The organism is Actinosynnema sp. NPDC059335 (genome assembly GCF_042752395.1).
Taxonomy (GTDB): domain Bacteria; phylum Actinomycetota; class Actinomycetes; order Mycobacteriales; family Pseudonocardiaceae; genus Actinosynnema.
Genome location: NZ_JBHYXZ010000060.1, coordinates 20,864 through 46,077, shown reverse-complemented (window position 1 = coordinate 46,077; position 25,214 = coordinate 20,864). Strand labels below are relative to the sequence as shown.

The 25,214-nt window shown below is 70.0% G+C and carries 16 protein-coding genes and 1 pseudogene; 4 read left to right on the top strand and 13 right to left on the bottom strand.

Annotated features, from left to right (window positions below; all coding sequences use genetic code 11):
* Nucleotides 1-141: 141 nt before the first annotated feature.
* The 3 genes and pseudogenes from ACFXGA_RS20150 to ACFXGA_RS20140 form a co-directional block, all read right to left on the bottom strand.
* Complete coding sequence (locus tag ACFXGA_RS20150; RefSeq protein ID WP_378089996.1) at nucleotides 142-1,830, bottom strand: 3-ketosteroid-delta-1-dehydrogenase; 1,689 nt, start codon at nucleotides 1,828-1,830, stop codon at nucleotides 142-144.
* Between the two features lie 227 nt (nucleotides 1,831-2,057).
* Nucleotides 2,058-2,204 (bottom strand): hypothetical protein, encoded by a 147-nt coding sequence (locus ACFXGA_RS20145; RefSeq protein WP_378089994.1) that lies wholly within the window; start codon nucleotides 2,202-2,204, stop codon nucleotides 2,058-2,060.
* A gap of 18 nt (nucleotides 2,205-2,222) precedes the next feature.
* Nucleotides 2,223-2,468: pseudogene (locus ACFXGA_RS20140) on the bottom strand (hypothetical protein); the annotation flags it as partial.
* On the opposite strand from ACFXGA_RS20140, the gene ACFXGA_RS20135 reads away from it, so the two are divergent.
* On the top strand, nucleotides 2,423-2,725 hold the full coding sequence (locus tag ACFXGA_RS20135) for a hypothetical protein (RefSeq protein WP_378089992.1): 303 nt from the start codon (nucleotides 2,423-2,425) through the stop codon (nucleotides 2,723-2,725). The pseudogene ACFXGA_RS20140 and the gene ACFXGA_RS20135 overlap by 46 nt on opposite strands.
* A gap of 35 nt (nucleotides 2,726-2,760) precedes the next feature.
* Nucleotides 2,761-4,317, top strand: coding sequence for a toll/interleukin-1 receptor domain-containing protein (locus tag ACFXGA_RS20130; protein ID WP_378090000.1), 1,557 nt, complete (start codon nucleotides 2,761-2,763; stop codon nucleotides 4,315-4,317).
* Nucleotides 4,318-4,326: 9 nt separating this feature from the next.
* Here the strand turns inward: ACFXGA_RS20130 and ACFXGA_RS20125 are convergent, their stop codons facing one another.
* Both ACFXGA_RS20125 and ACFXGA_RS20120 read right to left on the bottom strand, forming a co-directional pair.
* Complete coding sequence (locus ACFXGA_RS20125; protein ID WP_378089990.1) at nucleotides 4,327-4,791, bottom strand: toll/interleukin-1 receptor domain-containing protein; 465 nt, start codon at nucleotides 4,789-4,791, stop codon at nucleotides 4,327-4,329.
* Between the two features lie 104 nt (nucleotides 4,792-4,895).
* Complete coding sequence (locus ACFXGA_RS20120; RefSeq protein ID WP_378089988.1) at nucleotides 4,896-6,908, bottom strand: ATP-binding protein; 2,013 nt, start codon at nucleotides 6,906-6,908, stop codon at nucleotides 4,896-4,898.
* Between the two features lie 90 nt (nucleotides 6,909-6,998).
* On the opposite strand from ACFXGA_RS20120, the gene ACFXGA_RS20115 reads away from it, so the two are divergent.
* A complete protein-coding gene (locus ACFXGA_RS20115) occupies nucleotides 6,999-9,068 on the top strand; it encodes a hypothetical protein (RefSeq protein ID WP_378089986.1) in 2,070 nt (689 codons plus the stop codon).
* 229 nt (nucleotides 9,069-9,297) lie between these two features.
* A complete protein-coding gene (locus tag ACFXGA_RS20110) occupies nucleotides 9,298-9,540 on the top strand; it encodes a hypothetical protein (protein ID WP_378089984.1) in 243 nt (80 codons plus the stop codon).
* Nucleotides 9,541-9,653: 113 nt separating this feature from the next.
* Here ACFXGA_RS20110 and ACFXGA_RS20105 read toward each other — a convergent pair whose 3' ends face one another.
* The 8 genes from ACFXGA_RS20105 to ACFXGA_RS20070 all read right to left on the bottom strand — a co-directional run bounded on the left by ACFXGA_RS20105 (nucleotide 9,654) and on the right by ACFXGA_RS20070 (nucleotide 24,947).
* Nucleotides 9,654-10,247: a hypothetical protein gene (locus ACFXGA_RS20105; RefSeq protein ID WP_378089982.1), complete on the bottom strand. Its 594-nt coding sequence runs from the start codon at nucleotides 10,245-10,247 to the stop codon at nucleotides 9,654-9,656.
* Nucleotides 10,248-10,249: 2 nt separating this feature from the next.
* Entirely contained in the window at nucleotides 10,250-11,206 is a 957-nt protein-coding gene (locus ACFXGA_RS20100) for a hypothetical protein (RefSeq protein ID WP_378089980.1), read from the bottom strand.
* Nucleotides 11,207-11,521: 315 nt separating this feature from the next.
* The gene (locus ACFXGA_RS20095; RefSeq protein WP_378089978.1) at nucleotides 11,522-13,390 is read right to left on the bottom strand and encodes a DNA cytosine methyltransferase; all 1,869 of its coding nucleotides are present in this window, start codon (nucleotides 13,388-13,390) and stop codon (nucleotides 11,522-11,524) included.
* Nucleotides 13,391-13,536: 146 nt separating this feature from the next.
* Nucleotides 13,537-15,282, bottom strand: coding sequence for an AIPR family protein (locus tag ACFXGA_RS20090; protein ID WP_378089976.1), 1,746 nt, complete (start codon nucleotides 15,280-15,282; stop codon nucleotides 13,537-13,539).
* A complete protein-coding gene (locus ACFXGA_RS20085) occupies nucleotides 15,279-18,437 on the bottom strand; it encodes an RNA polymerase sigma factor RpoD/SigA (protein WP_378089974.1) in 3,159 nt (1,052 codons plus the stop codon). Before ACFXGA_RS20085 ends, ACFXGA_RS20090 begins: the two co-directional genes overlap by 4 nt.
* Nucleotides 18,434-20,221 (bottom strand): DrmB family protein, encoded by a 1,788-nt coding sequence (gene drmB, locus ACFXGA_RS20080; protein ID WP_378089972.1) that lies wholly within the window; start codon nucleotides 20,219-20,221, stop codon nucleotides 18,434-18,436. The genes ACFXGA_RS20085 and drmB overlap by 4 nt, the downstream gene beginning before the upstream one ends.
* Nucleotides 20,218-23,379, bottom strand: coding sequence for a helicase-related protein (locus ACFXGA_RS20075; protein ID WP_378089970.1), 3,162 nt, complete (start codon nucleotides 23,377-23,379; stop codon nucleotides 20,218-20,220). The genes drmB and ACFXGA_RS20075 overlap by 4 nt, the downstream gene beginning before the upstream one ends.
* Nucleotides 23,376-24,947 (bottom strand): NERD domain-containing protein, encoded by a 1,572-nt coding sequence (locus ACFXGA_RS20070; protein WP_378089998.1) that lies wholly within the window; start codon nucleotides 24,945-24,947, stop codon nucleotides 23,376-23,378. The genes ACFXGA_RS20075 and ACFXGA_RS20070 overlap by 4 nt, the downstream gene beginning before the upstream one ends.
* Nucleotides 24,948-25,214: the final 267 nt, after the last annotated feature.

The window sequence follows — 25,214 nt, the reverse complement described above, 5'->3', positions numbered from 1 at the left end:
GCCTAGCCGGCGGGCGCGGGGAGGGGCCGCTCACCGGTGGGCGCCGCCCTTCGGCGCGCCCTCGGCGGGCAGGCGCAGGGCGGTGGCCCGGCCGGTGGCGAGCGCGGTGCGTCCGTCCTTCCGGGGAGGTCCCGCGGCCGGTCACCGCGAGGGGAGAGAGGCGGCGTGCCGGGCGGCGAGGTGGCCGAACACCAGCCCTTGGCCGATGGTGGCCCCGGCGCCGGGGTAGGTCGGGCCGAACGCGTTGGCGGCGGCGTTGCCGATGGCGTACAACCCCTCGATCGGGGCGCCGTCCTGCCGCAGGGCGCGTGCCGACCCGTCCGCCGTGATGCCGCCGCACGTGCCCAGGTCGGACAGCACGACGCGCACGGCGTGCAGCGGTCCCCGGTCGAGCGGCCGCAGGTTCGGGTTGGGCGTCACCGTGGGGTCGCCGTAGTAGCGGTCGTAGGCGCTGCTCCCGCGCCCGAAGTCGTGGTCCACACCGGACCCGGCCAGCTCGGCGAACCGCCTGAACGCCCCCGCGAACCGCTCGGGCGGCAGCCCGGCGGCACGCGCCAGGTCGCCCGGCGTGGCGGCGCGGTGCGCGATGCCCGCGGCGTACCAGGCGCGGGGGAGCGGCATGCGGGGGAACACCGTGCCCGCGAACACGTAGCTGTTGCGGTAGCGCTGGTCGAACACCAGCCACATCGCGCCCACCGGGTCGCCGGCCTTCTCCCGGGCGAGCACCCGTTGCCCGAACGACATGTAGTCGGTGGCCTCGTTGACGAACCGGCGGCCCGTCGAGTCCACCATGAACGAGCCGGGCAGCGACCGCTCGGCCAGCAGCACCTGCGGCGACCCGCCGGGCAGCGGCGCGACCGCGGGGAACCACCACGCCTGGTCCATCAGCGCGGTCCCGGCCCCGACCTCCCGCGCGGCGCGGATGGCGTCACCGGTGTTGCCCTCGGCGCCCAGGCTCCACCCCTCCAGCGCCGGCGACTGGTGCCGACGCCGCCAGTCGCCGTGGTGGTCGAAACCGCCCGCCGCGAGCACGACACCACGCCGCGCGGTCACGGTGACCTCCCGGTCGCGCTGCCGCAGAACCGCGCCGGTCACCCGGTCGCCGTCGGTGGTCAGGCGCACCAGGGAGGTCTCCGTCCACACCGGCACGCCCGCGCGCAGCACGCCCGCGAACAGCCCGGCGGCCAACGCCTGACCACCCGCCAGGTACTCCCGGCCCAACAGCAGACCGCCCAGGCCCTGCACGACGCGGCGGGCGATACGCGGCACCGCCTTGCGGGGCACGCGGGCCATGAGGTTCATCCACCGGTAGTCCGCTCCGGTGACCGGCATCGGCACCGGAGCGGAGAGCACACCGGGCCGCAGCCGCCGGCGTTCCGCCTTGAGCACCGACGCGTCGAACGGGCGGCACTCGCAGCTGCGCCCCACCGCGCTCCCGCCGGGCCGCTCCGGGTGGTAGTCCGAGTAGCCCTCGGCCCAGGAGAACCGCATCGGCGTCGTGCGCAGCAACATCTCCACGGTGGCGGGCCCGTGCTCCAGGAACGCACGCCACCGCTCCCGCGGGACGGAGTCGCCCACCAGGTCGAGCAGGTACTCGGCCGCTCCCTCCGCGGTGTCGCCCGAACCCGCCGCCCGCAGCGCGGGGTTGCCGGGGATCCAGAACGCGCCCCCCGACCGCGCCGTCGACCCGCCGACGTGGGGCGTCTTCTCGACCACGAGGACGTCGAGCCCGGCCTCCCGTCCGCCCAAGGCAGCGGCCAAACCCGTGCCGGACCCCACCACGAGCAGGTCCACGGTCGTGTCGTGCGCCGTCGGCGCGGGTGTCGTCATCGTTCCTCCGCAATAACCAACGCGCCCTGGTGGAACCTCCGCCGCCGCAGCGTTGTGTCGTGCACGCCCACCGGGCTCACCTCCGCTCCGGGACTCCGCCGAGGATGCGCCCGCGACTGGGGTGACGACGGCGGCGGTTCCGTTGAGTGGAACACCACGTGGAGCCGCTTCGGCGGCGTCGAGACGGATCGGTGGGGGGAATTCTCCCCGGAGGGGACGCTGCGGCGTCACGATCGGGAGGTGATGAGGGCCTTGATGGCCCGGCGCTCGTCCACGGCCCGGTGGCTCTCGGCTGCCTGCTCCAGGGGCAGGGTGAGGTCGAAGACCTTGCCGGGCTCGATCCGACCCGACAGGACCCGGTGGCCCGCAGGCATCCGCCAAGCGCCCGGTGCTCAGCGCTCGGGCGATGACGCGATGCCGGCCTCGAAGGCCGCCCAGGAGGCGAGCAGGGACATCGCCGGCGAGGCGGGCTCGGCCGCGTTGATCGTCAGGACGAGGTCCGGCTCGGCGCGGAGTTCCATGCTCTCGTGCGCCAGGTCGAGATCACCGACGACGTGGAGGTGGAAGGTCTTCATCGTTCGTCCTGCACTCGATGAACGGGACGTCCCCGGTCGCGTACTCGGCCGACCTCGCGGCCAACGCGGCCGGCATGACGGCCGCCGCGCTGATCGCCGCCCGGCTCGCCGGACGCGTCGCGGCGCGCGAGGTCATCGCCGACGGAAAGGCCGTCGCGCTGTCGGCACGGCCCAGCGGTTCCGGATGGCGTCCGCGGGCGGATCGCTACCCGGAGGCGGCATGTCAGTCGGCGTGGAATTGTGCCGAAGAATCGTGGTCGAGCGCATCATGTCCGCATATTTGCGGTCACTGGAATAGGTTTGACGGGCGTTTTCGATAGCGGTGCCCCTGCCCTACGATGACCGGGTGGACCCGATGGTCGTAGGGCGCCCGCCCGGTCACGCCTTCATCTCCTACGTTCGGGAAGACGCTCTTCGCGCCGACCGCGTGCAGCGGGCGTTGGAGGCCGCCGGTGTGGAAGTGTGGCGGGATACCCGAGACCTGTGGCCGGGACAGGACTGGAAGATCGAGATCCGTCGCGCGATAACCCACGACAGCCTTGTTTTCATCGCCTGCTTCTCCGAGGTGAGCGAAAAGCGGGAGATTTCTTACCAGTACGAAGAGTTGAACCAAGCGGTCGAGCAGATGCGGGTGCGCCGACCCGGCCGGCCGTGGATCATCCCGATCCGGTTCGCCGAGTGCACCCTGCCCGACTTCGACCTCGGCGCGGGCAAGAGCCTGGATTCGTTGCAGCGCATCGACCTCTTCGACGGGCACTGGGACGAGGGAATCGCCAAGCTCGTGCGCGTGGTGGTCCACGCGCTGGAGTCGGACGACCAACCGCGGTTGTTGACCCGGCGTCGACTGCTGTCCGCCGCGGGCGGCGCGGCACTCGTCTACGTCACGTCCACGTCCGCCGACACGAGGGGGCGCCCGGACAACGGGCGACTGGCTTCCGGCGCGTCGCACACGGTGGAGATCGGGAATCCCCAACAGTGGGAAACCGGCCATTGGGGCCTCCTGGGCGTTGCCGACATCGCCTTCACCCGGGATGGCGCGCTCATCGCCACCGGTGGCAACGAGACCCTCGAAGGCACGACGCGATTGTGGGACACGGTCAGTCACCAACGAGTGCAGATCCTGACCGGTGGCGCGGCGCCGGTCGCGTTCAACGCCAGCGGGCGGCACCTGGCGACCGGCACGTCGGATTCCCAGGTCCGCATCTGGGACATGTCCAGTTTCACCAGCAGTCCGCCCCTCGCCACGGACAACCTCCAGTTCCTCACCTTCGTCCCCGGCACCGATCTCGTGGTGGGTGGCAGTGGCAACGGGAGGTTGCAGACCTGGGACGTGACCTCGGCGACGCTCGTCGCGTCCACGACCACACCGCACATCGTGGACGCGGTGGCCTTCGACCAGGACCGGAACATGATCACCTGCGGTCTGCACAGCGACGTGAGCGGCAAGGGCAGCGTGGTGGTGTGGGACGTGACGTCGGCCAGGAGGCTCCACGAATTCCCGGAGATGGGTCGGCCGACCATGGTGAACCCCGATGGCACGTTGCTCATCGCCGCCGGGGCGATCGATGCGGACGGCAACGCGCACAACTTGGTGGCATGGGACCTGCCCGCCGACCGGCAGATCGCCGTCCTGCTCGAGGAGCCCGGATTCACCGTCGGCGACGCGGTCATCGCCTTCCGCCCCGATGGACGGATGTTCGCCGTGGGTTTCAACGGCCGGCTCCACCTGTGGAATTCGCGACAGGTCGCCGGGCGCATGGTGGTGGACGAAGCCGCCAAGAGCGTCCAGGTCGGCGACGGGTCCAGCATCACGAGTATCGCGTTCAGCGAGGACGGGAAGATGCTCGCCGCGGGCGACAACAACGCAATCCTGTACCTGTGGCAGTTCAGGTCACTGTCGGGAACCGACTGACGACCGTGCTCAGCGCTGCGCGTCGAGGATCATTCGCGTCGCTCTGACCAGGGTGGCGACACCGGAGTCCCAGTCATCGCCGATGAGATCCACCCCGTGCAGGTCACTCAGGGCTCGCCCTGCCCCGAGGCTGAAGTAGGGCAGCGTGACGGCAGCGAAGCGCACCGGGATGAGCCAGGGCTTTCCGGGGCGTCGGAGCCGCATCTGTTCGGACGCCTGGGCCAGTTCTTCGTTCTGGTACGACTTGTCACGCGCTGCACTGTGTTCGGAGAAACACGCGATGAACGCGCAGGCGTCGCGGTTGATCGCGTTGCCGATCTCCAGTTTCCAGTCCTGCCCCGGCGACAGGCTGTCCGTGTCCCGCCAGACGGGCAGACCTGCGCCCACGAGCGCGCGCTGCAATCGGTTCACCCGATCGGCGTCTTCGCGGACATAGGACAGGAAGACGTGCCCCGACGGAATATCGTCCACCATGAAGACAGCATAGGCCGGGTCAGTCGAGGTTCGGTCGCAGGCCGCAGCATTCCGCGGTCGACCACGTTGCGTGTCGCCAGTGAGTGGGTGGCGGAGTTCCCGGGTCAGCGTGCGGGGTGCAGGCCGGCGTCGGCCCGGTCCGGGTCGGGGAAGCGGCCCAGCCGGCGGTACAGGGATTGCGCTTCGGCCCAGGCCGCCCGGGCTTGGTCGGGCCTGTCCAGCGCGGCGTGGGTGTGGGCCAGGTGGCTCAGGGTTTGTGCGGTCTGCCAGGTGCTGCCGCGGAGGCGGAACGCGGTCAGCGCGTTGGTGTAGTGGGTGAGGGCTTCGAGGTGTCTGCCGGCGCGTCGCCCGATGTGGCCGAGGCTGTTCTCGGTGTCGGCCAGGCCGTCCGGGTCGTCGAGTTCCCGGTGCAGCGCCAGGGAGGTCCGGCAGTGGGCGCGGGCGGTGTCGTAGTCGCCGAGGCACGCGGTGTACCAGCCGATCTGGTTGAAGCTGCGGGCCAGGGACACCGGTTCGTCCGCGGCGCGGAAGATCTCCAGGGCACGGGTGGCGTGGTGTAGCGCTCGGCGGTCGTCGCCGCGTTGAGACCAGGTGCGGGCCAGCTCGCGGTGGGCGTGGGCGTGCTGCACGGGATCCGGGCTCAGCTTGAGAGCCTGGTTCAGGTGGTGGGCGGCGGTGTCGTAACGGCCCAGTTCGTTGCACGCGCGGCCGAGGAAGCGGTGGGCACGGGTGCGGGCGTGCGGGTCGGTGAGGTGGTCGGCGGCGGACAGTGCGGTCCGCCAGGTGGCCAGTTCGTCGTGGCGGAGGTCGCGTCGGCGGTGGAAGTCGTTGAGGCACCACGCCAGGTGCCACGCCGCGGGGTGGTCGGCGACGAGTTGGGCGGCCAGGAGGTTGGCGTGTTCGCGGTCGAACCACGCCTGCGCGGTGTCGAGGTCGGGCAACTCGACCGGTGGGTCACCGCGCCACACCGGTTCGGGCCTGCTCGGGTTGATCACGCGGTCGGCGGTGTGCGCCGCGCTGGTGTAGAAGTGCACCACCCGGGACAGCGCCTCGGTGCGGACGGACGCCGGCAGTCGAAGGCCGGTGGCGAAGGCGCGGACCAGGTCGTGCATCCCGTAGCGACTGCCGGGTCTGCGTTCGAGCAGGGACGCGTCCGTCAGGTCGTTGAGGAGCACGCGGGCTTCCCCGTGGGGCAGGTCGAACAGGCGTGCCGCGGCGGGCAGTCCGACGTCGGGTCCGGGCGCGTGGGCGAGCAGGGCGAAGGCGGTCCGCTGCTCGGCGGACATCCTGCGCAGCGACCACGTCAGCACGGTGTCGTGGAGTTCGGGCAGGTCGAGGTGGCGCAGTTCGGCGGCGAATTCGGTCAGCGGCAACCCGGGATGCGTGCGCGCGTTGGCGGCGACGACGCCGAGGGCGAGGGGGAAACCGGCGCACAGCCGCACCAGGTCGGCCACCGCCGCCGGGTCGGCGGCGACCCGGTCGGCGCCCAATCGCCGGACCAGCACGGCGTGGGCGTCGTCGGGCCCGAACACGTCCAGCAGCAGGTGTCTTGCGTCGTATCGGGTGATCAGGTCTCTGAGTCGTCGTCGGCTGGTGACCACGACCGTGCACGTGTCGCCGCCCGGCAACAGCGGCTCGACCTGTCGTGCGTCGGCGGCGTTGTCCAGCACCACGAGCACCTGCTTGTCCGCCAGCAGGCTCCGGTACATCGCCGCCTGTGCGTCCAGGTCGACGGGGATGGCGTCGTGCGGTACCCCGAGCGCGGCGAGGAACGCGCGCAAGGCCCGTTCCGAGGCGAGGGCCCGACCTTCGGGGCTGAACCCGCGCAGATCCACGAACAACTGTCCATCCGGGAACCGTTCGCGCCGGAGGTGCGCCCAGCGGACGGCGAGCCAGGTCTTGCCGATCCCACCCGTGCCGACGATCACGTTCACCGGCGCCCGGCGATCCAGCTCGGCGAGTTCGACGACCCGCCCGGCGAACGGGCCCGGAACCGCCGGCAGCTGGCATGGCGCCACCGGCGCCGGCGAGTGGAAATGCGCGACCCCGACCTGGACGATGTTCTCCACGGCCTCGGCGGCCACCCGGTTGCCGACGTCCACCGGGCGAGTCTCCACTGCGGGCCCTCCTCGTGCTCCGCAGATGTGCGGGACCGGTGCCGAAGATCGACGGGTTGGAGCGCGTGTTCGGTGGGATACCGTGGGTGCGTGGACAAGGCTGGTGATGATGCCGCCTTATGGCGCAACGAGGTCGGTGCCGAATCCGTCGGGGTCGCGGTGCAGGCGGGGGCGATCGCGGGTGGCGTCCACATCTCGATCCCCAGGCGCCCGTCGAACAGGCCGGCGCAGCTGCCGAGGGGGTCTTCGTCGTTCGTCGGGCGGTCCGAGGAGTTGCGGTGGCTGGACGAGGTGGTCGCCGACGGGCACGCGCCGTACGTGAGCGGGGTCGGGGGGATCGGCAAGACGGGGCTCCTCCTCCAGTGGGCGCACTCGCGCCGGGACCGCTACGGCGACGGCCAGTTGTACGTGGACCTGCGCGGCGCCGACCCGGCCGAGGTCCGACCGGTGGCCGCTGCCGTGCTCCGGCGTTTCCTGGAGGCGCTCGGCGAGCCCGACGAGGCGATCCCCCGGGACCCGGACGAACTCGTCAACCACTACCGGACAGTGCTCAGCGGGTTGAGGGTGCTGGTCCTCGCGGACAACGCGGGATCCCCGGAGCAGCTTCGGCCGCTGCTGCCGGGACCGTCGGACTCCACGCTGATCGCAGCCGGCCGCGTCCACCTGGACGGCCTGCGGGTCAACGGGTTCCGCCTGCGGCGGCTGGGGGCGTTGAGCGCCGAGGAGGCGGGTGCGCTGTTCGGGCGCGCGCTGCCGGAGGGTGACGACCGCCTCGTGGTCGAGCCCGGAGCTGTGGCCGAGATCGCGCGGCGCTGCGGGCAGTGGCCGCTGCCGCTGCTGATCGCCGCCGGGCGCGCGATCGACCGACCGGCCCTGCCCCTGTCGGCGCTCGCCCGGGAGCTGGCAGCCCGGGGTCTCGACGCGATGAGGACCAAGGACGGCTCGGAGAGCGTGCGCGACGTGCTCGCGAACTCGGCCGCGACACTCCGCGACGAGGCCCGCGAGGTCTTCTCGCTGCTGGCCGTGAACCCGGGACAGGACCTCCACGTGACCGGCCTGGCCGCCCTCGCCGACCGCCCGGTGGACGACGTCGTCCCGCTGCTGGACACCCTGGAGACGATGAACCTCGTCCAGTCGGTCGACGGGGGTCGCTACCGGATGCACGACCTGGTTCGCCTGTACGCCCGCGAGTCGGCCGGCGGCGGCGACGTCGCGCTCCGGCGCCTCGTCGACCACTACCTGGCTACCGCGCGCGCCGCCGACCTCCTTCTGACCCCGTACAAGACGGCGGACGACCTCGCCTGGCCGGTCGCCCGCATCGAGGCGTCCGACGTGCTGCCGTGGTTCAGCGCGGAGCATCGCAACCTGCTGGCCGTCCAGCGGGAGGCGCTGCGGCGGAAGTGGCACGACGTGGCCTGGAGCGTGGCCTGGCACCTCATGGATTTCCAGCGGTGGCGGGGGCACCTGCACGACTACTACGACACGTGGACGACCGCGCTGGAAGCGGCGCACGCCCTGGGCGACCGACGGCGGCTGGCGTGGGCGCACCGGCAGATGGGCCAGGCGTGCTCGCGGCTGAGCCGGTTCGACGAGGCCGAGGACCACCTCCGCGAAGCCGTCACCCTGGCACGCGACGTCGACCTGTCGTGCGAAGCGGCGGCACTGCGCACGCTCTCCCGCAACTGCTCCCGTCGCGGCCTGCACCACGAAGCGGTCGACCACGCAATGGAGGCTTTGGAACGGTACCGGAGGATCGGGAACGCGCTGAGAACGGCGCTCGGGCTCACGACCGCGGCGTGGGCGCAGGCGGGGGTGGGGAACTACGCCAAGGCTTGGCGCTTCGGCGAGGAGTCGATGCAGGCGCAGCGGTCGCACGGCAATCACTACGGTGTCGCCGAAGCGGCGGTTTGCCTGGGGCACATAGCTCGCATGAGCGGTCACCACGACCAGGCCGTAGCGCACTACCGGGAAGCCGTGCGGGAGTTCCGCTCCCTGGAGAACACCTACAAGGAAGCCGACGCCATGGCCAGCCTGGGAGACGCCTACGCCGCCGTGGACCCCGCTGCCGCCAGGGTCCAGTGGCAGCGAGCGCTCGACCTCTACAGGGCGCAGAACCGGACGGCTCAAGTCGACTCGACCATCACGAAGCTGGAGGGTTGAGCGAGGCGGCGTCCCGGGATTGGCGTCACACGACTCCCGCCCGAGGCGACTGGCCCGTCGATCGAGTGCCAGGTCGACGGACCCCGGTGTCGGCGGCGAAGTGGTCCGGGGCGGCTGGGACGTCGTGCGCCCGTTGGGATTCAATGATCTTTTTTCGGATTCGTGTTGGGAGGTCGGCGGCGTCGTGGTTGTTGCTGAATTCTCGGGAGAGACGTTCGAGGTGGTGTCGGTGAGCAGCGTGGTCGACGACGAAGAGCGCTACGAGTTTGTGGCTATTGGTCCCGGGAAGCTTCCGGTCCCGAGTGTGGCGATTGCCCGGAAAGACGATGATCCGACAGGAACTCTTTACGTCGGCATCGAAGGCGAAATCGCTCTTCCGGTGCTGGAAGCGATGATCGCCTACGCCAGGGAAGGGTTCGGTGTAGACCTGTCCGAGGCTGGTCACCACCCGCTCGGTGACCGGACCTGTTGATGGTGACCGCTCTGGCGGGTTCGCCCGCCGCCCCGGGCAGCAGCCGGTAGACGCCGTCGCGGCGCGGGGATCCGGTGCGAGCGAGGACGGCACGGCCGATCTCCGTCAGCGCGTCAAGCCGGGCAGAGTAGTTCGGTCAAGCTGGTGGGCCGGGTGGCGAAGGCTGTCAGTCCACCTGGATGGTCGTGCGTTCCGCGAGCGAAGACCGCGGCGCCGCCGGATGGTGCGCAGTAGGTGTGGCCTCCCTGGTCCGCGTGTGGCGTCGTTTCCAGTGCGACGGCAAGGGCTGTCCTGGCTTCGAGGTCCGTGCGCAGCAGTTCGAGAGTGGGTTCCGGGAGTTCGTGGCCCGGTGTGGTGCGGAGGAGGTCGAGCAGCGGGCGGGGGTCGGACCGGCACGCTGCCTCGTGGATCGCCCGCACCTGTGCGAGCAGGGTCGCCGGCACCGGTCGCCCGTCGGCGTCCACACCCGTGATCTCGCCGCACGTCGGGTCAATGGGCCGGAACGTGCTCGAGGTCGTTGACGATGGCGTCGTGGTCGTGGTCGTGGTCGTGGTGGTGGTCGTGGTGGTGGTGGTCGTGGTCGGTGGCGGCGGTGTTCGCCCGGTGTCGGAAGGGGCGAGCATCGTGCGGACGCCCACGGCCGCCAGGATGATCAGCGCGCCGGCGACGACGCTCGACACGAGCCGTCTGCGGTTGTCGTCGGGCATGGTCAGCAGAGCAGCGGGCTGAGATCGATGTGGGCGGGGTCGGGCTCGGCGACCACGCTGAACCCGCCGGCCAGCCTGTAGGCGGCCTGGTAAGTCGCGACGTGGTCGCTGCGGCACGAGCGGCCGGCGACCCGGAACGGCTCGCCGTTGTTGTCGACCACCGTCTCACGGATCACGGTCCCGGTCTGGTGGGTGATCGTCAGGTCGTACTCGTAGCTGCGGGACCGCGCGGTGGTGGTCAGCACGATCTCGTGGGTTTCCCCCGGCGCGAGGTTGATCGTGTGACCAGGGAAGTAAGGACCGGTGGGTACCCGACGGCCCTCCTCGCCCGGAGCGGGTGAGGGCATCGGCTCGGAACTCCGCAGTACCGGGAAGCCGTCGTCCAGCGACAGCAGCACCTCCGACGATTCCTCCTCGCCCTGGGACTGCGCGTGGACGAGGCTGCCGGAGGGCGGCGGCGCCGTCCTCCGGACGACCGGCCGGATGTCGGTGATCCTCGTGCCCCCGACGGGGCCCACCAGGTGCAGCCGGACCAGGTGCCGGTGAAGGCTGATCGCCCCGTCCGACGTGCGGATATCCCGCACCAGGTCACGGTCCACCGCGGCCATCGGTTCGGCCAGCCGGTCCACGATCGCGCGGCCGGGGAAGTCGGACGACTCGGAGACGTACCCCCACGGGCCCTGGTCGTTGTGCGACATGTCGACCACCACGCGCAACTCCGAGGGCGCACTCGCCGCGGGGTCGTCCGACGACCGCGGCCAGGCGATGATCGACGCTCCCACGATCACCGCCACGCCGAGCACCGCGGCGGGGGCCCACGAACGCGGCTGTGGAGGCGTGTCCAGGCGGACGTCCCCGTGGATGTCCCGCGCCTGCACGACATTGCGGGCCGCACCGCTCTGCGTGTTCGTCGTCGCGGCCCGACCGTCGGCCCCGTCGTCGGGTGAAGCATCGATCATCGAGACCCCCAAGCCGACGTGACACTAGTGCCCGCGCTCACACCCTCATCCGCACAAATCGGGGTACGACGCCGTCCAGGCGACCGCCGACCCGGCACGGTGTCGCCACTGCCGGGTGAACAGGCATCGCGACGTCGGCCATGGCTGTGAGTACGAGGTGCGCTGCTGCACGACTCGTACACGACGGGTGGGAACCTGTCGAGCGGATGTGTCGGCGGCGGAGTTCGCGGAAGCTGTGGGGTCACCTCCCGTCGCCGACGGCCCGATCCACGTGGCGAGGGTGTTGACCGGGCCGTCAACGCTGTCTGCGAGTGGTCAGAACAGCCTGTCCGAGGACTCGCTGTCGCGAGCGGTCGCGCACTGGCGGGCAAGTGGACACCCCTCGCACATCGGCGCCTGCTTGTGGCAGTGGAGCTGGCCGACCAGTCGCAGGGCAGCCATGCGCAACGGTGCTCTGTCGTCGCCTCCCACCAAGCGCGAGAGGTCGACCCTGCCGTCGGTGAGGCTGTTCGCCCGCTCCGAACCGGTGTTGAGCACACGCGACGACACGCGAATGACCGGCTGGCTGGTCAGCAGGACGTCGTCGCCTGCCAACAGCTTCAAAAGGGTGGTCCTCCCCGGTGGGAGGGCCAAGACTTCCGGCATGTCCTGGGGGTGCAGCCAGAGCTTCCGGTCGTCCTGCAGCTGCCGCAAGCGCAGGATCGCCGCAGCGGCTCCGCGCGTGGCCGCCGCTTGTTCGATGAGGTCCACTGCCCGCTTGGTGACCCGCCCCCTCGCGGCCACCTCCAGCAAGCCACGGGCGTACCCGGCGAGTTCGACGGGTGACGGATCCAGCATCGCCACGACCGCGGCGACCGGAGGGGTGAGCCGCTCGCCCGGGAGCACGCACCAGTAGTTCCCGGCACGCCGCTCCTCGGCCCAAGCCGCCAGGTGCGTGGCGAGGACGCGCCACCGGTTCCGGCGAGCTTTGTCGGCGACCGGTACCGGCACCAGGGCGGTGGCCGCGGCCCTGCCCAACATCGGCGGCACGGCGTTGCCGATCTGCTGGAACGCGTGGCTGCGGCTCCCCGCGAAGCGGAAGTCGTCCGGGAACGTCTGGATGCGTGCGGCCTCGCGAACGGTGAGGGTGCGGTTCTCCGACGGGTGGATGTACCAGTAGCCGTCCTTCGCGATGTGCGCGGTGATCGACCGGCTCAACTCGTCCCAGTCGAGGCGCTTGTACTTGTCGTCGAAAGTGTCGGCCTTGTACCTGCGCAGTTCGGGATCGATGTGCGCGTAGAGCGTCTTCGACGTCATCAGGCCGAAGATCTTGCGGTCGTCTTCGCGGACCGGCCGGGTCATGTGGTCCCACACCGTGTCCTCGTCGGTGTTCCGCCTCATCACCTTGGCGAAGTCCGACAGCTCGGCGGTGGGCGCGTACGGCATTTCACGTCCACCGGTGGTCAGGCCGAGCTCCGGCAAGTCCGCGATCGCCGCCCGCACGCTCACCGGTTCGCCCGGCTCGGGCCACGTGAAAGCGTCACTGTCGAGGCGTGCCAGCAGGATCAGGCGCTTGCGGTGCTGGGGGACGCCGTAACGCCAGGCGTCCACCAAGCGGAGGTTGGTGCTGTAACCCGCGCGCTCCAGCATGTCCACGATCCGCCGCACGACGTGGAAGTCGTCGCCCAAGGCCATGTCCGGGACGTTCTCCATGAGCACCGCGCGCGGCTTGACCTTCAGCACGACGTCGACGTATGCCCGCCACAGCTCTTTGCGCTCGTCGAACTCGTCGCGCACGCCCGCGTCCACCAGACTCCGGATCTTGCTGCGCCCGGCTCTGCTGAACGGCTGGCACGGAGGTCCGCCGGCGATGAGGTCGATGTCGACGCGCCTGAGCGTCCTGATCAGGGCAGCGCGTTGCTTCGGGTCCCCCAGGTCCGCGTCGAACGCGAGGCCGGGGAAATTGGCCCGGTGGGTCTGCAGCGCGAACTTGTTGTGGTCGACCGAGGCCGCGACGGTCCACCCGGCGTCGGACAGGCCGAGGCTCAACCCACCGCCGCCGGAGAACAGGTCGACCGCGAGCCGTGCGCCGTTCGCCACCCGGTCGGCGCACCACTGCTCGAACGTCTCCTCGGTGCAGGCGTCGGGGTGCACCGGCAACTGGAGCAGGTCGCTGCGCTCGAGCTTCACCGCGTAGACCGCCACGTCGCCTCCCGTCCTCCGAACAGGGATCCGCGTGGGACCTCCACCACCGTCGATCTGGTTCTGCTCAACTTCTTCCATGCCACTTCCCGGGACCGGTCCGCTCGGCCGCCCCGACGCGCGAACGATGAAAACGGGGATGAAGTCGCCTAACCGGCGAGGACGTCGGAGGGAGGCACCCAACCCATCGCGCGGATGCGGTCCCAGCAGGCGGTCTTCTTCGCCCACTCGGTCACGTTCCCGCCGCTCGGAGGTGAGGTGAGCACCCGCCGCACCGCCTTCGCGACGTCGGGCACCGCCGCGGCGATCGCCTCGGGCAGCGCCTGCTCGCGCCAGAGCCGGTCCAGGTCGAGACCACCGAGCGTGTGCACGATCAGCGACACGGTGTGCGCCGCGGTCTGCCCGAGGTAGCCGCCGAAGTTCTGCTTCTGGATGATCGACCTCACCTGGCGGAACACGATCCCCTTGGCGACCAAGTGGCGGAAGTACACGTCGTCGGGGGCTTCACGCTCGGCCAAGCCCTTCTCGGACGTCCAGGTCCGAAAGCACTTCTCGGCGCCCTGGCACACGACTTCCGGCCGGAGCGAGTAGGCGTACTCGTACTTCGCGGCGTCGGTTTTGCCGAATCTCTGACGCACGGGGTTCTCGCGATCGAACTTGCGCCGCGCGGCGGCGGTCGTGAACCGGTTCTTCTCCACGTCGTACTGCCCGCGCACGCGCTCGTAGTACCAACGGGTCTGTTCCACGTCGACACCGAGAGGGGTCACCCAGGTGGTGCGGGACCACCGCTCCAACCCCACGTGGAAGCGGCTGTTGCCCTCGAAGTCGGCCGGGGTGACGGCGTTTTGCGAGTTCGCGAAGCGGGAGATCTCCGGGACCATGCCGTCCAACCGGTCGTCGGGGATCAAGGTGATCTTCGCGGGCACGGTCACCTGCGACAGGTCGATCCCCTTGCGGGCCGCGTGGTGCAGCGATGCCGTGGTCTGCCCGCCGTTGACGATCTGCAGCTCGGTCAGGGTCCGGAGCACCAGTCCGTTCGACGTGCGTTCCAGGTCCGCCGCGCGGGCGGTGGCGGAGACGCCGTTGTTGTAGGCCAGGAACCGGCCGGGTTGGTCCCTGATCGTGTCCGCGATCCCCTTGTTGACCTTCCCCCGGGCCTGGAGGTAGGCGCGCACGTTGCGTTGGAGCAGGCGGCTGTGGTGCTCGTCGTAGAGGTCGGCGAGCAGCTTCCCGGGCAACATCGCCATCAGGCAGCGGTACCCGTCGACCTGCTCGGGGGACTCCAGGCACTGCACCTCGTACCCCATCTTCGCGACGTCGATGAGGATGTCCTCCTGCTGGGCGCCCGAGCCGATCAGCTTTTGGAGGCGGTTGACGTCCCACACGTTCACCAGGGTCGGAAGGCCGGCGACGGTGGCCTCTTCCGCCCTGCGCAACCCGGTCCTGCCGTCGGTGAAGACGAAGATTTTGATCATCTGCAGCTGCGGCCACCCGCTGTGGATGCGCTCGACCATGTCGTAAGCCGGGCTGGACGGCTCCAGCTGCTCGTGCATGCCGCTGCGGCAGAACTCCGCGAACGCGCCGACGCGGCGCACCAACTGGGTGAGCCGTTCGCGTTTCAGCGGCTGCGCGTCCAAGCCGTAATCGGCCGTGACGAGGTGCAGGATCGTGCCGTCCCCCGTGATGTCGTACCCCGCGACCTCGACGCGACGGCTCTGCCAGGGCACGAACAGGTAGCAGGTGTCGAGGTCGTCCAGCGCCCCGTCGTCGATCAGGTGCTCGCCGACCAGGGTCACGAACGCGTCCCGTGCCATCAGCTCCGGCTCGGCTTGGACGCGGTCCTCGACCCTGCGACGCAGCTCTGCCGCGAAGGCGGCGAGTTCGCCGTCCGTCACGTCGTACCCCCGGTTCGGTGTCGTTCGATCACGAGTTCTGACTTGCCGCGCGCTATGCGCGCGAGAGCGGCCAGCCTGGGCCGCAATGGTTCGGGAGCCACGACCGCGGCTCCCGGGTGGTCCTCGCCCCACGCGGAGCGCTGCGTGAGCGGCACCTCGACGAGCACCCGGGCCAGTGCGGTGCTCTCCGCCATGTCCAGGCCGTCGAGGCCGAGCCAGCCGCCGCGTGAGAGGTACCGACCGTCGCACCGCACGTAGAAGCCCTGGGAGGCTCGCCAGTCGACCGGGTCGCCGACCGAGTCCACGTCGCCGGCGCGCAGGAGGTCCGGGTGGGGGAGCACACGTGGGCTGGCGACCACCGAGAACCCCTCGGTGGCCAGCCGTTCCTCCCCGAGGTGCTGCCCGGCCGGGTTGCTCCACAGGAACGGGTCCTTCGCGGTCACCGCGCGTCCGTTGACGTCGATGCCGACCCTGCGCTCCAACAACTCGCCGAACACCACGCCCAAGTCGCGGACGCACCGGTCGAGGATCGTGCCGAGGTGCGCACGTGCGACTTGGGGACGTGGGACACGGAGCAGCACCACCGACCAGCGGTCCGACTCGTCCTCTGCCACCAGTCCAGCGGGGAGCCTCCGGGAGGTGCGGTGCAACCACCACGTGTCGGTATCCACCGCGGAGGTGAGCACCAGGCAGTCCGGCGACGCGTGCGACTCCCAGGTGGTGATCTCGTCGTAGAGCGACGCGGCGACACCCAGGGCCGCCGATCCGCGCGACACCTCGCGTCCCTCGCAGAGGGTCGAGAGCAACGCGTACCCGGCAAAGGTCGCACCGTCGTGGAGGAGCGCGAGCCTGGAACCCGTGCCTGAACCCGCGCTCCTGATGCGCACGTGGCGTGCGCCCGATCGCAACACCCGGTCCACCAGGGCGGTCAGCAGGTGCCCGACGGCGCTGTCCCCGCCTGAGGCGCCGAGCCGCTCCACGAGTCCCGATCCCGTGGCGACCTCCGTGCCGGTTGGCCGCTTCTCCTGGGCTGGTGTGCGCACGACGTTCAACCGACGGGTCGGGCGAACGACCGGGGGAGCGGGGACCGGATCCGCACCGCCGGCGACCAGCCCCACCTCCGCGAGCTTGCCGATCAGGTTGCTCTTCGCCTTGTTCTCGATCTGCCGCACCCGCTCCCGGGTGACCGAGAAGTGCTCGCCGACCTTCTCCAGGGTGCGGTCGTCACCGCTGTCGAAGCCGAATCGCAACCGGAGGACCTCGGCCTCGCGCTCCTTCAACCGCGACACGGCCTGCCGCACGAGATCGGCGCCCAGTGCGCGGTCCACCACGTAGTCCGGGTTCGAGTCGTGCTCGAACGGGATGGGCACCAGTTCGGCGAGTGAGATCTCACCGTCCACACCCAGCGGGGCGTCCAGGCTGAGCAAACCCCTGGACAGCCGCAAACAGCTCACCACGTTCTCCGGGGAGAACCCCGTGTGCTTGGCGATGTCCGCGATGGAGACGTCGTCCTGTTCGAGGCGCAGCCTGTCCCGAACGGCGCGGACCTTGCGGACTTCCTCGTACTTGTGGACCGGCAGCCGGATCGTCGTGCCTTCGTCGGGGACGGCGCGACCCATGGCCTGGTTGATCCAGTTCACGGCGTAGGTGGAGAACTTGAGGCCGCGCGAGCCGTCCCACTTCTCGATCGCGCGGATCAGGCCGAGCACACCGTGCTGGTACAGGTCCTCGTAGTCGAGGCCGGCTCCGAGGTGCCGCGGGATCCACGATCTCACGAGGCCGGTGTTGTGCAGCACCATGGCGTCGAACGCCTTCGCCCGCTCGTCGTCTCCGCGCAGCGATGAGCGGAAACCCCTGGGCAGTTCCTCCGCGAGGTCTCCGCCGGTGGGGCGCATCAGCTGCGCCAACCCGACCTCCTCCTCGGCGGTCAGCAGGCGTTTGGCGCGGTCCTCGCTCCGCATCGGCGCGGCGAGGACGGCGCGGGCGCTGTCGACGGCTGATCGACTCGGTGGTGGCGGCTCGTCCGTTGCGGCGGGAGGAGGACTCGTGCGCTTGGTGGCGGGCGCCACTTCCACCCACTCGTCGCCGTCGGTCTTGCGGGTTCGGTCGTCCAGCAGAGCGAGGGGCAGGGCGGACAGTGCGGTGGGACGTCCCGCACCGGAATAGGAGAGGTACAACCCCGAGCGGGTCGTCGGGCCGAGCACTCGCAGCGCGGTCTCGAACCGGAAGCGGTCCTCCACCTGGTCGAGCCCTGCCAGCACGACGTGGTCGAACCGCATTCCCACGGCGCTTACCCAGGTCAGGACCTTCACACCGGGGTCGGACGCGGTCACCGCGGCATGTCCGGGAACCTTGACGCCGGACAGGTGCCACTGCGTCCTGCCGTCGAACGAGTCGCCGATCCCGTCCTTGAAGACCCGGACCAGTTCCCTGCTCGGGAGGAGCACCCCGATCTGCTCGTCGCGGTGCGCTGCCGCCTGCTCCACGACGAAACGGATCTCCTCGTCGACGTCGTCGTGGTCGATCAGCACGGGACGCGGGCCGTCACGGCGAGGGGCGTCCGCGCGGGGGAACCCCCCACCGAGGTGCTCCAGCAGCTCGTGGACCTGCGCGGTGCCGCCGTCGATGTCGTGTGACGTGGTGGGGCTGGTGACGTCCAGAAGGGCTTCGAGGTCTTCGAGCGTGGTGCCGGAGTCGTCGACCACCTGGACGGGATCGACGAACACCGTCGCCTCGACGCTCAGCAATCGGAGCGCGGCGTAGAAGTCCGGCGGCAGTTGCTGCCCTTGGACCACGATGACGTGCCGCCGGTTCAGCGGCCGGACGTGACGTGCTCGGAGGCGTCGCTCGAACTCCCAGTAGTCGATGTCGTAGTCGTCCGCTTGCGGTGCCCGCGTCTGCAGCACCGCACGCCACACGTCGGCGAAGTAGGAGTGGTACGTCATCACCACGTCGCCGCGGCTCTCGAACGGCATCAGCGCGCGGATTCGGTTCTTCAGCACGCTGGACTTGGTGATGACGTGGAGTTCTTTGCCGCGTCCGCGCAGGCGGTGGTAGATCGCGACGGCCTTGACCACCTGGTCGACGCCGGGGGCCGCGACCACCACCTCGTACCGGGCCGCCTCGTGGGTCCGCGCGTGTAACGCGGCGCTCACAGCGCGTTCCCCGGGACACCGCCGATGGTGGCCGCCAGCTCCTTGAAGAACCCGAACTCCGGGTCGACCAGCAGACGTCGGTCCAGGAGCCTGTTCGTCGCCTCGCAGCTGGTCTCGGGCACCAGCGAGCACGCGTGGCAGGCGGCCAGCGACAACCCGTCCGGCCCCTGTCCCGGGTGGTCCGCGCACACGGGATCGAACGAGCACCACCGAGCCGCGGTGATCGACATGTCCAGGAGCCTGCCCAGGCGCGGGAACTCGCCCATCCGGACGAGGCCGCCCAGGGTGCCCTCGGAGTCACCGGCCGCGGTGTAGATCAGGACCCCGGCCATGGCGGGACCCGCGCCCTTCTTCGTCACGTACAGGCGCTCCCGCAACGCCGAAGTCGAGTAACCGGCTTCGAAGGCGGTGTTGCGCAGGAGGACGTGTGCGAAGGTGTGCAGCAGCACGTAGCGCGGTGTGGGCTCGGAGAGCCACTTCGCGCCCTTGGCACTGTGCCTCTCCACCAACTTCCGGCACCGGTCGACCACGGCGCCGGACTGTTCCCAGGTGGTCAGGACCTCCTCGTCGAGCCTGAGGAAGAAGCCCTCGCCGAACACCTCGACGGCCGGCAGGAAGTCGCCCTCGTCACCGAGGTTCGACGGCACCTTCTCCTTCATGGTGTGGCGCTCGAAGTGCGTCAACACGCGGACTTCGCGAAGGCGGTCGACCAGCACGACGTCCGAGATCAACCTGCCCCAACCGGTCGCGGCGCCCTCGGCGTCACCCAGCGGTCGATCCGCCCGTCGTGAGATGAAGTAGTCCTTGGGGTCGTGGTTCCCCTGGGGGTCGATCAGAGCCGCCCACTCGTCGGGACGGATGTTCTCCGGGCCTCCTTCGACGGGGGTGCGCGGGTCCGTGGACTCCCGCGCCAGCGCGGCCTCCACCTCGGTGGGGGAGAGGCCGTACTTGCGGGCGGCGATGCCGATCATCTCCCTGGCCAGTTCGTGGTTCGGCTCGCTGAGGAGGAACTTGAACTCGCTGCTCTTCCGGAGGGTGGCGAGAGGGGAGCTGACGCTGCTCCACGCCGAGTCCGGCGGGATGTCGATCGCGCTCTCCACGGTGGGGAAGTACACGCTCGACGCCCCGCGCTGCATCGCGACGATCTGCTCGGAGCAGGGCACCGCGTCCCTCTGGTCCTGCCAGGGCTGCCTGCCCGAGCACTTGCTGCCGATCTGGGTCAGGCCGAGCCTCGTGGTCAGGCCGTCCAACGACCTCTCGCCGCCGCACGTGGCGCAACGCACGACGAGCGAGTTCAGGCCACCGCCGACGTTGGCCTTGTTCAAGAACTTCAGGTCGGGCCGCTGGCACTGGTTCTGATTCCGGTCGCGGCGGATCGCGGAGTGCGCCCAGCGGACCCAGTCCACGTCCGACAGGTGCCCGTTGGCGCACACCGCCACGAACCGCATCGGGATGAGCTGTTTGCGGCCGGTGCAGTGCTCGCAGGAAGGAGCGGCGTTGGCGACCTCCTTCGTGTAGGACCACCGGCTCATGCGCCGGCAACCGGAGCAGAAGAGCCACTGGGGGAACCGGTAGTAGGGGATGGGCCAGCGGGGTGACGGTGACGGCGCCGCGAGCGCGTCCACCTTGAGGTAGGAGGCGAGGCGGGGGAAGTCGATGACCACCCGAGGGCCGCGCCACCTGCCCGCGTCCTCCACCACGAACGACTCGCCGACGAGGTCGATGATCGCGCCGGGACCGAACGGGCTGATGATCTGCGAGCGCCGAACCTTGCGCACGGTCACTTCCGAACCCCCCTCACCTGGACCTGGACCTCCACGTCGACGCTGCGCATCGAGTCAAGCGTCGCCCAGCCCTCGCCGCGGTCGGTGAACCGCTTGAGGAGCTTGGGGCGCTCCCGGCCGCCCTGGCTGTAGCGCAAGCCACCGAAGGGCTCAGCTTCGGCGGCCCGCTTCGCCCACGTCTCGATGAGGTCGTCCAGGTGGCTTCGGACCCGTGCGACCTCGGTGTCGTCGGCGCGTTCCACGCGATCCAGGAACGCTCGGACGAGCGCGGAGAAACGCTCGTCGTCGGGGTCGAACGACGCGGCCTCCCCGTCGCGGGACAGGCCGAGCGCGTGGCGCACCAGCACGACGAGGTCGGCGTGGAGGGCGCGCAACCGCGCCGGCACCGAGAACGGGGTCACCGAGCTCGGCTCCACCCAGCGGTACAGGCTGGCGTGGTAGGGGGTGAACGACTCGTAGTGCGACCGGTCGCGCGGCTTGGACGGCGAGTAGACCGTCACCACGAGACCGGGGCGGTCGGCGCTCCGACCGACGCGGCTGGTCGCCTGGATGTACTCGGCTGTCGTCTTCGGTTGGCCGACGACCGTCATGACGCCGAGCCTGCCGACGTCGACGCCGACGGAGATCATGTTGGTGCTGGCCAGGAAGGCGATCCCGCCCGGTGCGTCGTGCCGCTTCTTGAGGCGGTCCAGGCGTTGTGGGATCTGCGCGGATGCCACGTTGCTGGTCAGCTCCACCACGTTGTCGTCGTCGAGGCGCCGCACGTGGTCCTCGGCCCGCGCGATCACCTTCAGCCTCGACGGGATGTCGTCGGACGCCAGGTTGATCGTCTTGCCCAGTTCGCGGAGGCTGTTGTGGTAGACGACGAGCGTGGAGTAGGCGTCCTCCACCGCCGGTGACAGCTCGACCTCCAGCGGAGCCTGCAACTGCGCCGCGGCGACGTGGATGAGCGCGGTGAGCGGCGTGTGTCCCTGCGGCATGACTCCCATGTATGCGCGACCGGGCCTTTCGCGGTCGGTGCGCACGAAGTAGGAGTCGGCCGCGTCGACGCCGGCGGGTGGGAACAGCGCGACAGGCCGCCCGAAGACGCCCTTGGTCTGTTCGTCCGCCCGGCGGATGGTGGCCGTGGCGGCGACGATCTTGGGCTTGTTCCCCAGGTGCTCCATCAGCACGTCGAAAGCCGCTTCGTACAGTCCCACGATGGTGCCGAGCGGACCGGAGATGAGGTGGAACTCGTCCTGGATGATCAGTGACGGGCCCGGGTCGGCGCCGGCGCCGAAGAACACCCCGGCCTTCTCGTTCCACACCGTTCGAGCGAACTTGTCGACCGTGCCGACCAGCATGGTGGGCGGGTTGTCATAGAGGTGCTCGTCCACGGAGGACATCGGCAGCTCGGTGTGGAACGGGCACTTGTCGTTCAGGCAGCGCACGCGGAAGGAGCTGTTGGTCGCCGAGATGCCCCAGCGCTGCTCGTCGTCCGGGCCGCTCGGCACGATCCGCGTACCGCACCAAGGGCAGGTCTCGATCTGGAAACCCTGATCGATCCCCACGCCGTCACGTGCTCGCGCGAGTAATCGGCGGGCCTCCGCGTAGCTGTTGGGGCTGTTCTCGCCGCCGACCCACAGGCCGATCGAGATGGGGCGGCTGCCGAGCTGCGCCTCGGAGCCGCGGCGCACCAGCTCGCAGGCGGCGATCATGGTCGCGGCGCGCTGGAACTGCTGACTGGTGAGCAGGCGCAGGGTGTACCGGGTGACGACTGCCGTGCCGGCTCCCGCGTCTCCCAGGGTCAGTCGTCGGTGGAGGATGGTGAACGCGGCGAGGCCGAGGTACGCCTCGGTCTTGCCGCCGCCGGTGGGGAACCAGATCAGGTCGACCAGGTCCCGGTCCTCCCCCTCCTGGACTACGCCCTTCACCGTCATCAGCAGGAAGCCGAGCTGGAACGGACGCCACGTGAGGTCCAGCGAGCGGTGGTCGACTTCCGGGTTCGGTGCGTCGGGGAGGGCGTGCGGCGAGCCGCCGAGGTCCGGTCGGCTGTGCGCCATCTGCATGGCCATCACATCGTTGGCCAGTGCGAACGCCTTGAGGGCCTTCCGGTCTTCTCGCAGGAAGTCGAGGCCCGCGAGCATGCGGTCCCTGGCCCGTGTCGCGCGGTCCCGCAGGCGGTCGGCGGCGGGGCGGAGTCGCGGGGCGAGGTCTTCCGACGCCGAGCGCCACGTCCTCTCGATCCAGTCCGAGTAGCGGTCGACGAAGCGGGTCAGGGCGGCGAACACGGGCTCGGGATCGGCGTCGATCCCGGCGAGGTCCTTCAGGCGAACGGCGTCCGCCACGTCGGGCAGCTCGGAGGTGACACCGGGCACGACGTGCACCGGGAGGAACGACGTGCCGACCCATGCCGGCTGCTCGCCGGTGGTGTCCCAACCGGCCGCGGTCCCGTGGCCGACGGCGTACACCGGCACGTCGCGGTACTGGAGTTCGAGTTCCTCCGCTTCTTCGTCGCTGTGGGCCCGCAGCTGCGCCGGATAGCTGATGATGGCGCCCTCCGCGACGGAGCAGCGGAGCCCGACCTGGAAGAGGCAGTCCTCCGGGTTCACCGCTCGACGCTCTTCCTGCACCTTGCGGTTGACCAGGATGACGGTGACGATCATCCCGTCGCGGTGCGGGCGCCAGGTGACCTCGACGCTGGCCGTCCCGTTCCAGAGCTGCTCTTTGTGGCCCGATCCGGAGGGCGGGGAGTCGATCGACAGCGCCTCACCCGCCACGAGGTCGAGCGGTTCACGCTGCCACTCGTCGTCCGCGACGCTGCGGTACCGCGCTGCCCGCACCTCCACGGTGATCGTGGACCGCGTGGTGGTCATGAAGCTGATACCGGCGGAACTCGGTCGGCCCTGGCCGGCCAGGGTGATGGGATCCTCGTCGTCGTCCTGGGGCAGGGATCCCGCCTGCTCGTCGACCTCCTCGGCGTCATCGGCCGGGCCGCTCGCGTCGGTGACGGTCGGGGTGAGCGACATGGGGAACAGCACGGCGGTCAGGTACCGGTGTTGCGGCGCCTTCTCGTACAGGACCTCGTCGTCACCGTCGACCGGGCCGACCAACTGGTCGTGCAGGTAGTCGAGCACCCGGTCCCGGTCGGGGAATCCCGTGTTGTACCCCTCCGTCACCGGTCCTCCCCCGTTCCGCCGGGCTTGACCACCCAGAGCGCGGCCTTGGCGCGGGTCATGCCCACGTACAGCTGCGCACGCGCCGCCCGCTCGTCCGCCGCGTCGTCCACCTCGAGGAAGACGTACCGGCTCTCCAACCCTTTGAAGTCCGCGACCCGTGCGAACCCGACCCGTCCCCGACCGGGCCGGCGCATGCGCATCAGGTCCAGCACGTCCACCCGCTCGAACCACTCGGCGGGCAACTCGGCGAAGATCGACGCGGCCAGGCCGTGCGGTGACAGCAGCACGACCTGTTCGAGCGGCACGCCGTGCTCTTCCAGCTCGACCAAGGCTGCCGAGACCATGGTGATCGCCTTCTCGCGATCCTCCTCGACCACCACGACCTCACGGCCGTGGCCGGCCGTGGTCACGCCCAGGTCGGCTCCTGTCCGTTCCTGGGTGGCGCGCACGATCTCGACGGTGTTCCGGCAGTTGTCCATCAGGTCGACGAAGGTCGGGCGGTGCGAGTCCAACCTGGCCTTCGCATCGTCCTCGTAGCGCCCGACCAGCCCCCGTTGGTTGTTGGAATCGAGGAAGAAGGCCCAGCGCCCGTCGGCCAACCCGCCCGCCAGCACGGTGTCCAGCACGTCGAGGTCGTGTCCGTTGATGACGTCCTGTGCCTCGTCCACGACGACCACGTCGAAGGCGTCCGCTTCCAGAGAGGACACCTCGTCGAAGGGGACCGCGGTGATGCCGCCCAGGTCCTGCTGCGATCGGATGAAGGCCGCCAGGACGTGGCTGCGGCAGGTCAGCAGGATGCGTTCACCGGAGCCACGGGCACGCCGGCACATCTCGACGGCCAGCATGGTCTTGCCCGTGCCCGCACCGCCCTCGAACACGAGTCGGGGATTCCTCCGGTGCTGGTCGAGTGCCTTGTACTGGCTCTTGGTGAGGGCGACGAGTTCTTTCTCCACCAGGTCGTCGAGGCGGCGCAGCGACAGGACCCGGTCGAAGTCGGGGCGGAGGACGTTGAGGTAGCGCTCGACGTCATCGGCCGACAAAGGCCCCCAGCTGCCCGGCTTGCTCTCCCAGAACGCGCCCAACCGGTCGAGGCAGTCCGCCCACCCCTCGGACGCCAGGCGCGCGGAGTTGATCACCATCTCCGGCGTCCACTCCACGCTGACCGCGTCGAACTCGCTCTCCGGGAACACGACCCCGTACCCGAACACCGTGCGGTCGACCAACCCCGGGTCGCCGGTGGTGCGGCGGAGGACCTTGGCCAGGGCGAACATGCTGGTCTGAGCCTGGTCGAGCGGGCTCTCCTTGAGTCGGTGCCGCTTGCCCTTGAGGTCACGCGTGTGCCAGACGTCCTTTTTGAGGAGGATCTCGCCTCCCTTGGCCTCCAGCACCAGCAACCCGCGGGCGCCCAGCAGCAAGAAGTCGATCTCGCAGACGCGCTTGCGGTCGTGCTCGGGCAGGTTGGTGCTGTGCATGGCGTAGTCCCACCCGGCAACTTCGAGTGCGGCCAACTGGGCGAAGATCTCCTGCTCGGCCCGACTGGCACCGGGATGTACCGAATCCGGGATCATCCGCACGGTGACCAGCCTGCTTTGAGACGAGTGGGGGAGACGGTCGAAAGCGTGTTCGAGAATCTCAGTGGAGTCCCCCTCCTGGATTGCGTGAGCAGCCGTGCGCTCATGGACCATCGCTCGTTCGGATGACATGGTTACACGGCAAGAAATATGAGCTTCAGTCACGTGCGCAGGTCGGGCCCGTCATTCGACCGGAGCGCTACGAGGTGCCCGCGAATCCGATTTTTGCGGGTTTCGCGCTGCGTGGTCCGAATGGTGAAACAC

Bases quoted from the DNA above. Each gene is read 5' to 3' on its own strand.
- ACFXGA_RS20130 (WP_378090000.1), top strand. From the start codon at position 2,761: ATGGTCGTAGGGCGCCCGCCCGGTCACGCCTTCATCTCCTACGTTCGG.
- ACFXGA_RS20070 (WP_378089998.1), bottom strand. From the start codon at position 24,947: ATGATCCCGGATTCGGTACATCCCGGTGCCAGTCGGGCCGAGCAGGAG.
- ACFXGA_RS20105 (WP_378089982.1), bottom strand. From the start codon at position 10,247: ATGCCCGACGACAACCGCAGACGGCTCGTGTCGAGCGTCGTCGCCGGC.
- ACFXGA_RS20145 (WP_378089994.1), bottom strand. From the start codon at position 2,204: ATGCCTGCGGGCCACCGGGTCCTGTCGGGTCGGATCGAGCCCGGCAAG.
- ACFXGA_RS20125 (WP_378089990.1), bottom strand. From the start codon at position 4,791: ATGGTGGACGATATTCCGTCGGGGCACGTCTTCCTGTCCTATGTCCGC.
- ACFXGA_RS20135 (WP_378089992.1), top strand. From the start codon at position 2,423: ATGAACGGGACGTCCCCGGTCGCGTACTCGGCCGACCTCGCGGCCAAC.
- ACFXGA_RS20100 (WP_378089980.1), bottom strand. From the start codon at position 11,206: ATGATCGATGCTTCACCCGACGACGGGGCCGACGGTCGGGCCGCGACG.
- ACFXGA_RS20150 (WP_378089996.1), bottom strand. From the start codon at position 1,830: ATGACGACACCCGCGCCGACGGCGCACGACACGACCGTGGACCTGCTC.